Origin of the sequence: Providencia sp. PROV061 (assembly GCF_011045655.1) — a bacterium.
Classification (GTDB): Bacteria; Pseudomonadota; Gammaproteobacteria; order Enterobacterales; family Enterobacteriaceae; genus Providencia; species Providencia hangzhouensis.
Map to the genome: position 1 here is coordinate 932382 of NZ_CP042861.1, position 13007 is coordinate 945388.

A 13007-nucleotide genomic window follows, 5' to 3' on the forward strand; every position below is an offset into this window, starting at 1 on the left:
TACTAGTCGTAAGTAACGTTGAATTTAATTGTGGTAAAGTAATCACCAGGTGTAATTTCGTTATTACTTGTGCCTAATTCTGTTTCATATTTTAAAAAGCTCTCTTTACTTTTGTTATCAAAATAAACGTAATTATTAGAAATAGAGTAGAGCTTATTTGGTATTAATAAATTATTGTTAATGTCGTATATATATAGAACAACTCCAGGCTTAGGGCCTGATAGTTTTATTGCATTAGTATACGTATCTTGCAGCGCAAAAAAACGAATTTTAATACCTTTATGATTACTACTGTCATATTCACTAATACAGTTATTTAATTTTATATAGAAAGGTCTTCGCATTAATTTTTCATCATCTATATTATTTATACTGTAATTAGAAATGTAATTATAGTTTATATATTGATACTGACTATCAGTTTCAATTGAACAAGGTGCCGCAACGATATAACCTTGCATTACTGTTTCGCCTCGGAGGCCATCTTGAATATGTCCAAGGTTAGAGCTAGTCGCATTAGAGTTAATAGGGTTAAATAATAAGGCAATCCATAGATAAGTATTTTTTTTCATAATGAGCCTTTTATGGGGAGAGAATTCTCTCCCCTAAAAAAATTACTCGTATGTGATTTTAAAGTCAGCGATAGAACTAAATTCACCTTCAGTAACTGGTGTTGCACCATCAACACGTTTAGCTAATGCAGTAAATTCTAAAACGTTTTCACCTTGGCGGTTACGAATTTGGCTTAGGATAGATTTAGCTTCATCAAATTTAAAATCTTTGATTTGAATACCGATATTCGAAGCGGTACCAGTAGTACCTAAGAATTCTTTATCAGTACCGACATAGTTTTTACCACCAAAGGTAATTTTAATATCTTTAACAGCAACCCACTTACCTTCAGTGTCTTTGCTAAACTCATCAAAATTACATTCTTTTAATTTGATAGCGATATCTTTTTCTGCTGCATTACCCGCTTCTAAAGATGCACGAGAAAGTTGACCAAATGGAACTTCTTGTTTTGTACTTTCTGATTCAATATTACATGGAGCATTAACAACTTGGCCGCTGAAATGTAATTCACCGCTATTACCACTAGCAAAGATAGAAGTTGAAATAGCAGAAGACGCGAATAAAACAGCAATAGAAAGTTTATTTAATTTCATATCTTACATCCTTAAAAATAAGTAAATATTTGATCCCTAGTGAGCCTTTATATAAGTACTGCCATAGGAATAAAGTTCAGTATCCATAAATGGATTTTCAAATGTCCTAATCACAGAACGCTTAACGTAATCGTTTTTAGCGTGGGTCATTTCGACGGAAGGAATCTTATCCCTATCAGGTGTAAAATGGAATAAAACTCTTTGATTTTAATTAAATTTGAATTATTTAACTTATATTTAGTTTTTTTTAATATGTATCAATGTTTTTATGCTAATTTAATTGTCTGTGAAATGTTTAATGTTTGTGCTTTTAAGGTGTTTTAAGGTTGGGGGTGTTTAGAAATAAAAAAAATGCATCAAAATATCAATATTTGATGCATTTCTTATGATTTTTTTTGGTGCTACAGAGTGCAAATAAAAAGTGGAGAGAAATTTTCTTCAAAAATATAACTTGTGTCGGTTAATTTTTTTATTTTTAAAAAATAAAGTTGGTTAATTTCAGGAACACCTCGAATATTGATTTTGTCTTGAGCCTGATCAGCTGGGTCTATAAATATATTTTCAACGCGTAAAAAAAAATGGTCACCTAAGTATTCATGTTTCATCAGAAATTTTCGTGAAATAGTATAGTTTTTACCATTATCACTAATGCTTCCATTCATGATGAATGTGTGTTGGTCAGGTTTATTTTCGTTAGGGATAACACTTAGCAGGTAAAATCCTTTTAAGGTAGAACGATGGTCAGAGATATTTATTTTTAAGGTTGTTTGGCAATCAGGAATAATAGGAGTGTTAATTATGTGATGAACATATAAGCTAATGAAAACCAAAATTATAGATATAAAGGACAAAAAAAACATTCTTGTTGATATTTTATTTGACATAAAAATTCTCACAGCTCACAGTTGCACTTTCTTTCGGTACTGTTGGGCAATAGGACAAAAATAGGAAGTTGTCATATAAATTTTTATCATTTGCTACGATACCAACATTATAATAAAAAACAGTTGCTGGCTTTTTACAATCTAGGTTTAATTTCGTGAGTTCATTTTGAATTGTCGCAAAGCTGATGGTTGTTGTATCGGGTTTATGGTAACTATTAATGTAGCGGATACTGCATTGATCGATACGACCAACTTCAGGGTATTCTGTTCGGCTTGCAAAGAAATAACTTTTAAAAAGGTATAATAAGCAAAAAATAATGAGTCCAATAAGTGAAATTTCAACATATCGGTTATTCAACATGTAGCTTTTTTTATTTTCGACTGCTTGGGGGGAAGTCCCTTCGGGTACTTTTGATGAAGAGTCTAGTTCTTCCTCACTAGTGAATAAAGCTTTGTGATTATTATCACTAATTTCCTGTTGCTCATTTTCAATTTTCAGATCAGCAGAAAATTTAATCCCAACTTTAGGTACAGTCGTGATAATTTCATCATCAGAAAAAGATGATAAATGGCGTCTGAGTACAGAGACACTACTATTAAGGTTATTATCGGAGACAACTTGGTTATGTTCCTCCCAAACCCGACGTAATATGGTTTCTCGGTCAACAATATCATGATTATTTTGCACTAAGACTAATAACAAACGGTTTAAGGTGGTTGTTAGTTTTAATGCATTATTAACATCGTCGATATATAACAGCCCCTGATGACTGTCATAATTAATATGATTATTAATCAAATAGTTCATTTTTAGATTGATTTTATTTATAGGAAAAATATTTATATTATTTGAGTTTATACCTGTTATTTATGTTATGTCAATTAAGCATATTTGGTGTAATTTTGAAAGTTATTGAAAATCATATGGTTAGATTTTTATTTACGCATGTTATGTTTAAGGCGGGAGGTTGAAGAGGTATTTATTTTTTTTAGAAAAACACTATTTTTTTAACATTATACAAAATAACTAATAGTTATTATGCGTAAAAAATTTTAGGCTGAAACATTTTATGAGGAGTAAGTCTGTTGCTAGCTATTATTTTGGCTAAACGATGATATATAAAAAATAGCCTCAAATATAAGAGGCTATTTCATATAAATACTTTACCAATTAAGCCGTTGGCTCAAGGATTTGGTGCATAACAGGATGGAATTTACGTTTAAAGTAAACGAGACCATGCCCAGTATCGTTAACAATGATTTGTTTCATTTCAACCATGTAGACAGAGTGCGTACCGATATCTTGAACTTGAGTTATTTCACCTTCAAGGTTGGCAAGCGCGTTTTTTAACATTGGTTGCTGTAAAATACCGCTTTCCCATACACTCCAGCCAAAACGTTCTTCCATCGTTGAACCTTTCATACCTGCGAAATGGCATGCAAGTTCTTCTTGTTCATGGCTTAGCACGTTGACACACAGGCGGCCATTCTTTTGAAATACCGCATTCATAGCGCTATTGCGGTTAACACAGACCATCAAAGTGGGTGGCGTATCTGTAACTGAACAGACTGCAGTGGCTGTAATTCCACAGCGACCCTCAGTCCCATCCGTGGTGACGATATTGACTGCTGCACCAAGACTTGCCATCGCATCTCTGAAACGCAGGCGATGTTCATTTTCTAAAGACATTTTGACCTCCTGCTGCCGACTATTTCAGCAGCGAATCTAACTGATTAATATCATTGTTGTTATGCAGGTGTGGACGTTTCCATCCGTGTTGATCGTAGTCTGATAAACAGCGATCAACCATATCTGTCATGGCTTTCATATTGCCAGAACCGTATGCATGACGCAGACATTGCAGACGAATTTCATCTTGGCTTCCTGCGTAGTTAATTTCATACAGTTCATGGCGGCCACCAAATTCACTACCGATTGCATCCCACATGAGTTTAAGGATCTTAATACGTTCAACGTGATCCATACCATTAGAGCCGCGAACATATTTAGCTAAATACTTATCAATTTCTGGATTATTCATATCACGAACGCTTGATGGTAGGTAAATCAGGCCACTTGTCACGTTACTTTCAATGATATTCTTGATTTTGGTGTAAGCCATTGGTGCCATAACACGGTAAGTTTGGATAGCTTGAGTATCGGGTAGATAAGCGCCGCCTTCCCATGCTTGTGCTTCAGAGGTCATTGCATCGGTTAATGACCAAAACAGATTACGCCACGCAACCACTTCACCGAGATCAGCCTGTACACCACGGAAATCAATAACACCTGTACATTCTAAACTTTTTTGTAACAATCCGGTAATGAAGTCTAATTTAACGGCTAAGCGGACACAAGCTTGTAATGGGAATAAACGTGCAAAACCACCTTGAACAGCCCAATTACGTGCACGGTCGAAATCACGATAAATTAATACGTTTTCCCATGGAATTAACACATGGTCCATCACCAAGATGGCATCATTTTCATCGAAACGGCTTGATAATGGGTAATCAAATGGTGCGCCAGTTGCACCAGCAACTAATTCATAAGATGCACGTGAGATTAATTTCACGCCATCTGCGTCCATTGGTGCAACAAACATCAATGCGAAATCAGGGTTATCGCCCATGACTTGTGCGGAACCAAAACCAATAAAGTTATAGTGTGTTAACGCTGAGTTGGTCGCAACAACTTTAGCACCACTGACGATAATCCCAGCATCTGTTTCTTTTTCGAGTTTGATATAAACATCTTTAACTTCATCAGCTGGCTTGTGACGGTCGATTGGTGGGTTAACAATGGCATGGTTAAAGTACAGGCCACTTTCTTGAATACGTTTATACCAGTGACGTGCGTTGTCTGCAAACTGACCATAATATTCTGGGTTAGCGCCTAAACAGCTGGCGAATGCCGCCTTATAGTCTGGAGTGCGTCCCATCCATCCGTAGCTCTGACGTGACCAATCTGCGATAGCGTCACGCTGTTGGCGTAGTTCATCGGCACTTTTAGCGAAACGGAAGAATTTGTGAGTGTATCCGCCGTTTCCTGTGTCGGTGTTCCAGCAAAGTTGGTCATGAGTCGTTTTATCATGAAGCGCATCATATAATTGTCCTATAGAAGCGGCTGAATTACGAAAAGCGGGGTGAGTGGTGACGTCTTTTACACGCTCGCCATAAATATAGATTTCGCGGCCATCTTGTAAGCTTTTTAAATATTCTTGGCCATTAAAAGGGCGTTTAGCATCTGAACGAAAATCTTCTGGTTTCATGTCTACCTCGTTATCTCACAATGAGGGCTTGCATTGATAGGGTACAAAGGTTGCAAGCGAAATATGTTAATTTTATGTTTGTTTTGTGTTTCTTAATTGAATCGCTTTACGAGGGAGTTTTAAAGAGACTTTCTAAAGGTTTGCTGGTACTTTTCGTTGGGAGCTGTGTTTTGTGAAAGAAATGTGATCATCTCGATGTTTTGATATTAATATAAATTTTTATTTATCTTACAGTGCATTGATTATTAATCATTAATTAAATGGTTATTATATTAATATTAATATTTTTCCTTGGGTTGTTTGTTCTTTTTTTAATCTTCACATTCACTTTTTGTTAAGCATTATTAGCATCTTTATAAAGTTAAAACAAAATTTATAAGATATCAAAAATGTTTTTAAAATGTAAAATTATTTGAAGAGTGGTTTGTAGAGATAGGTTAGAAGTAGGTATGATATACCGTTCAGGAGGCATTGATGATTTTTACCTAAAAATACGGATAAAATCACTAAGCCTCTCTTTAATGAATGTTTTGTTCTCGCCATAGGCTAGGAGAGCACCCGACTAACCGGTTAAAAAATCGCGCAAAATAGGCGGGGTCTTTGAAACCGAGCTGGTAGGCAATTTCTGAAACGGGGCTGTCGGAAAACAGTAACATCCGCTTAGCTTCACGCAATATTCGGTCAAAAATCAACCTTTTCGGTGGCCGGTTAGCAAACCGCCGGCACATATCTTTAAGGCGTGACTCTGTGACATCAAGTTTTTTGGCATATTCAGGTACCGCAAGGTGTTCATGATAATGTAAGTCAATGAGCTGATTAAAACGTTGGAATAGGCGGTGTTCGCCTCTAACCCCCGTTGTAGGGTGCTCATCAAGTGGAATAGAGCGCAGTAGAAAGGTAAACAGCGCTTGGGCTAAAGAGGCGAGGGCTTGGTCTTTGCCAATATAGTTATTCGCCGATTCGCGAGCCATCAATGCCCAATAATGATTAAAGGTATCGATATCATCAGGCTTATCGGCAACAGATAAGCAAATAGCAGGGATATCGACCAAATCTGGATTCGCTGGGTACAATGAGCTAAGAAGAGGCGTGATCAGGTCTTGCCGTACGGTGAGTACGTGGCCATCAGTGTCTTCTTGAGTGAAAAATGCATGTGCAACCGAAGGGGGCGTAAGAATAAAGAGCGGCGCTTGAACAGAATAGCGCGACTCATCGAGCTGCAAAGTAATATGGCCCGTAACCAAATAGTGCAACTGGAAGAAACCATCATGGCGATGAGCTTGCATGTCGCGACCAAAGAAGGCGGCCATGTTGCCGAAGGTTTGGTAGTGGACGTCGTCGGTGCCTTGGGTTTCGTCGTAGTCTGTGCTGATGTCAATATTCGTAATTAAAGTTGAGTTACCCTTCATTCTTCGGCTCGCAGCGTTGTTGGCCTCACAAGCCAACCCTAGTCACATACTTCAGTATGCTCCCCGAGATTAACTCGCTTGCCGCCTAGCTGCAACTCGAATTGTTCTTCATTCTTCAAGCCGCAGCGTTGTTGGCTGCACTCCGCTACTCGAGTCACATACTCATGTATGCTCCCCGAGATATCGTCGCTTGCCGCCTAGCTGCAACTTGAATTATTTTGAACAATATTTAGGGGACGGATTAAATAAATTCAACTTTTCCAATCTGTTGCAGCACTTAATTTATTAAAACTCAACAGTTTTACCGTTTAAGGTGTTGCCCTTGGCCTTGAGTTTTTCATTGGGATAGCAATGACTAACAGCGCACCGACCACCAATAGGCCTGCAACAAAATAGAGGCCAGAGTTAAAGCTACCGGTTTGGTCTTTCAGCCAACCGATAAGGAGTGGGCTGACAGCGGAACCTATATTACCTGTTGCGTTGATAACCGCAATACCGATGGCACGAGCACGTAAACTGATTGATTGGTCTGGGGTTGTCCAGAACACTGCCATCGCAGTAAATGAACCTGTTGAGGCCATAATAATACCAATCAACTGAATGACGGGATGGCTTGTCATCGCAGCGAGAACCCATCCTGCAGCCGCAAATAAATACGGTAGTGCAGTATGCATTTTCCGTTCTTGTAACCTATCAGAACGGCGACTCCAATAGATCATCCCTAAGATAGTACAAAACTGTGGGATTGCAGTTAATAGCCCAATCATGGCATTACTACTGCCTTCATTGAAGCTTTGCATGATCTGCGGGGTCCAAATATTAATCGCACTTAACGTATTGGTTAAACAGAAATAAGCGACGGTATACATTAAGATCACAGGGGTGAAAATTTCTTTCCATAAGCTTTTGTTCTGCAATGCGGTATGGCTTTTGGAACCATGCGGCTGGACAAGCTCAAGCTGGTCTTGGTCCATCATTTCTTGCAGTGTGTCTTTGTCTTCTTGGGTCAACCACTTAGCTTTTTTCGGCGAATCATCAAGATAGAACCAAACTAGCACACCGAGGATCACGGATGGGAAACCTTCTAGCAGGAACAGCCATTGCCAACCTTTTAGGTTTAAAATGCCATCCATACCTAGAATATAACCGGATGCGAGTGAACCGAATGCCATGGTGACTGGCATCGCAATCATAAATAAGGCATTAGCACGAGCGCGGAAATAGGCAGGGAACCAGTAAGTCAAATAAACTAAAATCCCAGGTAAGAAGCCCGCTTCAGCGATACCCACTAACATCCGTAGGACGTATAAACTGGTTGGCCCTGTGGCAAACATGGTGGCTGTAGAAGCAATACCCCAAAGCACCATGATGGTAGCTATCCAGCGGCGAGCACCAACAATTCCTAACATGATGTTACTTGGAATACCAAAAATTACGTAAGTGGCATAGAACAAGGTGGCGGCTAAGCCGAACATGGTGGAAGTTAGGCCGATATCTTTCCCCATGGTTAGACCTGCAAAGCCAATATTAATACGGTCTAAGAAGGAAAAAACGAATAGCACAAATAAAAATACAATGAGACGTTTAAATAACTTATTAATCACCCGCTGCTGCGGTTCGGTTAAATTTTTATGTTGTTCAGCAGGGTTAGTGCTTGCAAGTTGTTGATTACTCATATTGTAGGGCCCTCAATTCTTTCTTTTACAGATTATTATAGGTACAAGGGACGAGTAGGCAGTCATGGTGCTGTCTGCCCAATGTTGCGATATTGATTTCTTAATTTATCTAATTAAGTTATTTGTCTGTAGGGTTAAAATTAACTTATTTAGAGATAATTTAATTAATAAACGCTTGGTGCACTCGAGGCCACCTCTGAGACGGTTTTACCAAATTTTGCTGCTAGCGCTTCTGCGGTACGTGCTAGTAGCGTGGTATCAACCCCGACGGCAACAAATAGTGCGCCGAGTTTAAGATAATGTTCAGCGACATCTGGGGCTGCCATTAAAATACCAGGTGCCAAACCGGCCTCACGAATTTGTACAATCGCTTTTTCGATTGCGGCTTTGACTTCAGGGTGGTTAGGGTTCCCTGAAAAGCCCATATCCGCACTAAGATCCGCAGGGCCGATAAACACACCATCGACACCTTCAACTTTTAGGATCTCGGGAAGGTTATTCATGGCTTCACGGGTTTCAACCTGTACTATCACGCACATTTCATCATTGGCACGGGTTAAATAATTAGGTACTCGGTTCCAACGAGAAGCACGTGCCAAAGCACTGCCGACACCGCGTATCCCAGCTGGCGGGTAACGTGTTGCGCGCACAGCTTGCTTGGCTTGCTCTGCATTTTGTACCATCGGTAGCAAAAGGGTTTGTGCGCCAATATCCAGTAATTGCTTAATGATCACCGGATCATTCCACGGTGGCCGTACCACGGGCTGTGACGGATAAGGGGCGATCGCTTGTAATTGAGATAATGTCGTTTGCACATTATTTGGTGCATGTTCACCATCAATTAATAACCAGTCGAAGCCTGCACCAGCAAGTAATTCAGCACTATATGGGCTGCACAAGCCAAGCCATAAACCGATTTGCGGTTGACCACTTTTTAGTGCTTTCTTAAATTTATTTTCTAAAATATCCATGCCATTTTCCTTACACGAAGCGGCAGCTAATTGAACCCATATTGCCGTAATCAACGTGGAACACATCACCTTTACGAGCCGGAACAGGGCGTGTAAATGAGCCACCTAAGATAATTTGACCAGGCTCAAGTTGCACATTATGCGGTGCTAATTTATTTGCTAACCATGCCACGCCATTTGCTGGGTGGTTGAGTACAGCGGCTGCCACGCCAGATTCTTCAATGACGCCATTACGATATAAAAGGGCGCTAATCCAACGCATATCCAAATCGCGTGGTTTGATTGGGCGACCACCTAAAATTACCGCGCCATTTGCTGCGTTATCTGAAATGGTGTCGAACACTTTGCGTGGGCGGTTGGTTTCAGGGTCAACGTTATGACAACGCGCATCGATCAGCTCAAGGGCTGGGATCACATAATCAGTCGCGTTATACACATCAAAGATGGTGCAATTTGGCCCACGTAATGGTTTCGCCAATACGAATGCTAATTCAACCTCAATACGCGGTACGATAAAGCGGTCTGTTGGAATATCACAGCCGTCATCAAAAAACATATCGTCAAGAAGCGCACCATAATCAGGTTCATCAATTTGTGAACTTGCTTGCATGGCTTTGGATGTTAGCCCAATCTTATGGCCTTTTAGCACACGTCCTTCAGCAATTTTCACGCCAACCCACTCTTTTTGGATAGCGTAAGCATCGTCGATCGTCATTTCTGGGTGATCGAGTGAGATCTGTCGGATTTGCTCACGTGATTTTTCAGCCTGATTTAGGCGCTGCGCGATTTGTGATATGACATCTTTTTGTAACATGCTGTTAATACTCCTATTCACCTATTCTATTTCGAGAGCAGCGCTGCACTAAAGCGCTTTGCTGCCACTCGGACTATTCAAGGTGTAAATTGAATGCGTACCCAGCGGTACTCAATTTAACTAATTGGAAAGACCACCAAAGCAGAGGTATTTCACTTCCAAGTAATCTTCGATTCCGTAGCGTGAACCTTCACGCCCCAGACCTGACTGCTTAATGCCACCAAATGGGGCCACTTCATTTGAAATAATGCCTTCATTAATACCCACCATGCCGCTTTCCAAAGCCTCCGCGACGCGGTAGATACGACCGATATCTTTTGAATAGAAATAAGATGCCAAGCCAAATTCAGTATCATTGGCAAGATCAATCGCTTCTTGTTCATCACGGAATTTAAATAAAGGTGCCAGTGGGCCGAATGTTTCTTCTTTAGCGACTTTCATGGCTTCAGTGACGCCAGTGATAACGGTCGGTTCAAAGAACAAGCCACCTAATTCTGCCGATTTACCACCAGCGATGACTTTTGCACCGTGGGAAACGGCATCCGCAATATGTTCAGTGACTTTATCGACTGCGGCTTGATTAATCAGAGGACCCTGCTGTGAGTCTGCTTGTGTGGCAGGGCCGATTTTCAGTTCATTCACGGCTTTTGCTAAACGAGTCGCAAATTCATCGTAAACGCCTTCTTGGACTAAAATGCGATTAGCACACACACAAGTTTGCCCACTATTGCGGAATTTAGCCGCTAAAGCACCTTGTACTGCTGCATCTAAATCGGCATCATCAAACACGATAAATGGCGCGTTACCACCGAGTTCCAGAGACATTTTTTTCACGGTGTTAGCGCACTGTTCCATCAGCAATTTACCAACTCGTGTTGAACCCGTGAACGTGAGCTTACGAACGATAGGGCTAGAGGTCATCACGCCGCCAATGGCTTTAGCATCCGTACCTGGGACAATGTTAAATACACCAGCAGGAATACCGGCTTCTTCCCCTAACGCTGCCAACGCTAATGCAGATAATGGTGTTTCTGCCGCGGGTTTTAATACCATCGTACAGCCTGCTGCTAGCGCAGGGCCGACTTTACGGGTGATCATGGCGTTTGGGAAGTTCCACGGTGTGATAGCCGCAACCACCCCCACGGGTTGTTTTATCGTCACAAGGCGACGCCCCGGTAAAGGTGATGGAATGGTTTCCCCATACACACGTTTACCTTCTTCAGCAAACCACTCAATAAAGCTGGCACCGTAGGCAATTTCTCCCATCGATTCAGTGATCGACTTACCTTGCTCAGCACTGAGTAACTCAGCCAGTTCTTTTTGGTTATCCATCATTAAACGGAACCATTTATTTAAAATTTGGCTGCGCTCTTTGGCGGTTTTAGCACGCCATGCAGGCAGGGCTTTTTCTGCGGCTTCGATAGCTTGTTGGGTTTCTAAAGCACCGACATTGCTGACTTTAGCGATAATCTCATTATTTGCTGGGTTAGTGACCTCAAACACACCTTTATTTTGGGCATCAACCCATTGGCCGTTGATATAAGCTTGTTGGCGAAATAACGTAGAATTGGTATTTATGCTCATTTTTCGTTGTTCTCCGAAGACACTGATTGGACTTGTGGGCGGATATTTTTAGCTGATAGCTGTTGGCTAACAAAACTTAACCCGGCACACAGCGCCATAACAAGTGCCATAGCGAATGGGGATTCATCTTGTAATACAGAAACTGCAACGCTGGCGACAGCCGCTAAGGCAAACTGAATAGAAATAGCAAGTGCACTGGCACTTCCTGCAATTTTCCCGCGATGTTGCAGTAATAGTGACAAACTGTTGGTGCCGATAGCATTGACCATCGATAAGAACAGCACGACTAGAATAACAATTATGGGCAAACTTTGTTGGTAAAATATGAGTAACAGCAGACCAAATGCTAATTGAAACCCACTTTGCATAGTCAGTATGCGCGTTAAACTATAGGTTTTTAGCAGTTTAACGTTCAACAACAACATGACAATCATCCCCAAGATGTTACAACCGAACAGCAAACCATAATGTTGTTCAGAAACACCGAAATAATTGATGTACACAAACGGTGAACCACTGATAAAGGCAAACATACCGGCAAAAGAGAATGCCATGGTGCCAATAATACTCAGTGCTTCTCGGTCTGTGAGCACCTGTGCATAATTCTTAAAAGCGACACAAAGTATATTTTCAGAACCGCGCTGGTGGGTTAACGTTTCAGGGAGTAAGAAAAAAATCGCACACACCGAAGCTAAGCCAATTACTGCCAGCAAATAGAAAATCACTTGCCACTGAAAATGAACGAGTAAAAAACCACCTAATAGCGGTGCCAGTAATGGCGCTATCATGGTCACAAGTGTCATTAATGACAGCACTTTAGGTAGTTCATGAGCAGGGTAAACATCCCTTGCAATCGCCCTAGCCATAACAATGGCCGCTCCACTACCAAAAGCTTGCAGCGCTCGGAATACAATCAAGGTATTTGCGTTGGTGGCTTGTGCGCATAACAAACTGGCAATAGTGAAAATGGCAAGGCCACTTAACAACATTTTCCGCCGGCCAAGAAGGTCACTTAATGGGCCATAAAACAGCATTCCCACGCAGAAACCAGCAAAAAAAGCCCCAAGGGTGTACTGCATTTGCCCTTGAGTGGCCTGTAATGCAATTCCCATTTGAGGGAGGGCAGGGAGGTACATATCGATAGACAATGGACCGAATGCCACTAATGACCCCAGTAATGGAATCAAGTAGTGCGGTATGTGTTTATCGAAATTTTTAACCATCTTGCCCT

The 13007-nt window shown here is 40.8% G+C and carries 12 protein-coding genes; all 12 read right to left on the reverse strand.

The window, feature by feature from the left end:
• Nucleotides 1-2 precede the first annotated feature (2 nt).
• The 12 genes from FVA72_RS04145 to FVA72_RS04200 all read right to left on the reverse strand — a co-directional run bounded on the left by FVA72_RS04145 (nucleotide 3) and on the right by FVA72_RS04200 (nucleotide 12999).
• The gene (locus FVA72_RS04145) at nucleotides 3-572 is read right to left on the reverse strand and encodes a fimbrial protein (RefSeq protein ID WP_004905333.1); all 570 of its coding nucleotides are present in this window, start codon (nucleotides 570-572) and stop codon (nucleotides 3-5) included.
• Nucleotides 573-614: 42 nt separating this feature from the next.
• A complete protein-coding gene (locus tag FVA72_RS04150) occupies nucleotides 615-1166 on the reverse strand; it encodes a fimbrial protein (protein ID WP_004905332.1) in 552 nt (183 codons plus the stop codon).
• A 401-nt stretch (nucleotides 1167-1567) separates the two neighbouring features.
• Nucleotides 1568-2050: a FidL-like protein gene (locus FVA72_RS04155; protein WP_110592374.1), complete on the reverse strand. Its 483-nt coding sequence runs from the start codon at nucleotides 2048-2050 to the stop codon at nucleotides 1568-1570.
• Nucleotides 2040-2858: a winged helix-turn-helix domain-containing protein gene (locus FVA72_RS04160; RefSeq protein ID WP_110592373.1), complete on the reverse strand. Its 819-nt coding sequence runs from the start codon at nucleotides 2856-2858 to the stop codon at nucleotides 2040-2042. The genes FVA72_RS04155 and FVA72_RS04160 overlap by 11 nt, the downstream gene beginning before the upstream one ends.
• Nucleotides 2859-3221: 363 nt before the next feature.
• Entirely contained in the window at nucleotides 3222-3740 is a 519-nt protein-coding gene (gene hpaC, locus FVA72_RS04165; protein WP_004905327.1) for a 4-hydroxyphenylacetate 3-monooxygenase, reductase component, read from the reverse strand.
• Between the two features lie 19 nt (nucleotides 3741-3759).
• Nucleotides 3760-5322 (reverse strand): 4-hydroxyphenylacetate 3-monooxygenase, oxygenase component, encoded by a 1563-nt coding sequence (gene hpaB / locus FVA72_RS04170; RefSeq protein ID WP_004905326.1) that lies wholly within the window; start codon nucleotides 5320-5322, stop codon nucleotides 3760-3762.
• Between the two features lie 518 nt (nucleotides 5323-5840).
• On the reverse strand, nucleotides 5841-6731 hold the full coding sequence (gene hpaA / locus FVA72_RS04175) for a 4-hydroxyphenylacetate catabolism regulatory protein HpaA (protein WP_004905325.1): 891 nt from the start codon (nucleotides 6729-6731) through the stop codon (nucleotides 5841-5843).
• A 308-nt stretch (nucleotides 6732-7039) separates the two neighbouring features.
• Complete coding sequence (hpaX, locus tag FVA72_RS04180; RefSeq protein WP_004905323.1) at nucleotides 7040-8407, reverse strand: 4-hydroxyphenylacetate permease; 1368 nt, start codon at nucleotides 8405-8407, stop codon at nucleotides 7040-7042.
• A 164-nt stretch (nucleotides 8408-8571) separates the two neighbouring features.
• Nucleotides 8572-9378 (reverse strand): 4-hydroxy-2-oxoheptanedioate aldolase, encoded by an 807-nt coding sequence (hpaI, locus tag FVA72_RS04185; RefSeq protein WP_110592372.1) that lies wholly within the window; start codon nucleotides 9376-9378, stop codon nucleotides 8572-8574.
• Nucleotides 9379-9388: 10 nt separating this feature from the next.
• Nucleotides 9389-10192 (reverse strand): 2-oxo-hept-4-ene-1,7-dioate hydratase, encoded by an 804-nt coding sequence (gene hpaH / locus FVA72_RS04190; protein WP_004914311.1) that lies wholly within the window; start codon nucleotides 10190-10192, stop codon nucleotides 9389-9391.
• Between the two features lie 120 nt (nucleotides 10193-10312).
• Complete coding sequence (locus FVA72_RS04195; protein WP_110592371.1) at nucleotides 10313-11776, reverse strand: NAD-dependent succinate-semialdehyde dehydrogenase; 1464 nt, start codon at nucleotides 11774-11776, stop codon at nucleotides 10313-10315.
• Complete coding sequence (locus FVA72_RS04200) at nucleotides 11773-12999, reverse strand: Bcr/CflA family multidrug efflux MFS transporter (RefSeq protein ID WP_004905316.1); 1227 nt, start codon at nucleotides 12997-12999, stop codon at nucleotides 11773-11775. Before FVA72_RS04200 ends, FVA72_RS04195 begins: the two co-directional genes overlap by 4 nt.
• Nucleotides 13000-13007: the final 8 nt, after the last annotated feature.

Coding starts and splice junctions, on each gene's coding strand:
- hpaC (WP_004905327.1), bottom strand. CDS start 3,740: ATGTCTTTAGAAAATGAACATCGCCTGCGTTTCAGAGATGCGATGGCA.
- FVA72_RS04150 (WP_004905332.1), bottom strand. CDS start 1,166: ATGAAATTAAATAAACTTTCTATTGCTGTTTTATTCGCGTCTTCTGCT.
- hpaB (WP_004905326.1), bottom strand. CDS start 5,322: ATGAAACCAGAAGATTTTCGTTCAGATGCTAAACGCCCTTTTAATGGC.
- FVA72_RS04145 (WP_004905333.1), bottom strand. CDS start 572: ATGAAAAAAAATACTTATCTATGGATTGCCTTATTATTTAACCCTATT.
- FVA72_RS04200 (WP_004905316.1), bottom strand. CDS start 12,999: ATGGTTAAAAATTTCGATAAACACATACCGCACTACTTGATTCCATTA.
- FVA72_RS04155 (WP_110592374.1), bottom strand. CDS start 2,050: ATGTCAAATAAAATATCAACAAGAATGTTTTTTTTGTCCTTTATATCT.
- hpaH (WP_004914311.1), bottom strand. CDS start 10,192: ATGTTACAAAAAGATGTCATATCACAAATCGCGCAGCGCCTAAATCAG.
- FVA72_RS04195 (WP_110592371.1), bottom strand. CDS start 11,776: ATGAGCATAAATACCAATTCTACGTTATTTCGCCAACAAGCTTATATC.
- FVA72_RS04160 (WP_110592373.1), bottom strand. CDS start 2,858: ATGAACTATTTGATTAATAATCATATTAATTATGACAGTCATCAGGGG.
- hpaI (WP_110592372.1), bottom strand. CDS start 9,378: ATGGATATTTTAGAAAATAAATTTAAGAAAGCACTAAAAAGTGGTCAA.
- hpaA (WP_004905325.1), bottom strand. CDS start 6,731: ATGAAGGGTAACTCAACTTTAATTACGAATATTGACATCAGCACAGAC.
- hpaX (WP_004905323.1), bottom strand. CDS start 8,407: ATGAGTAATCAACAACTTGCAAGCACTAACCCTGCTGAACAACATAAA.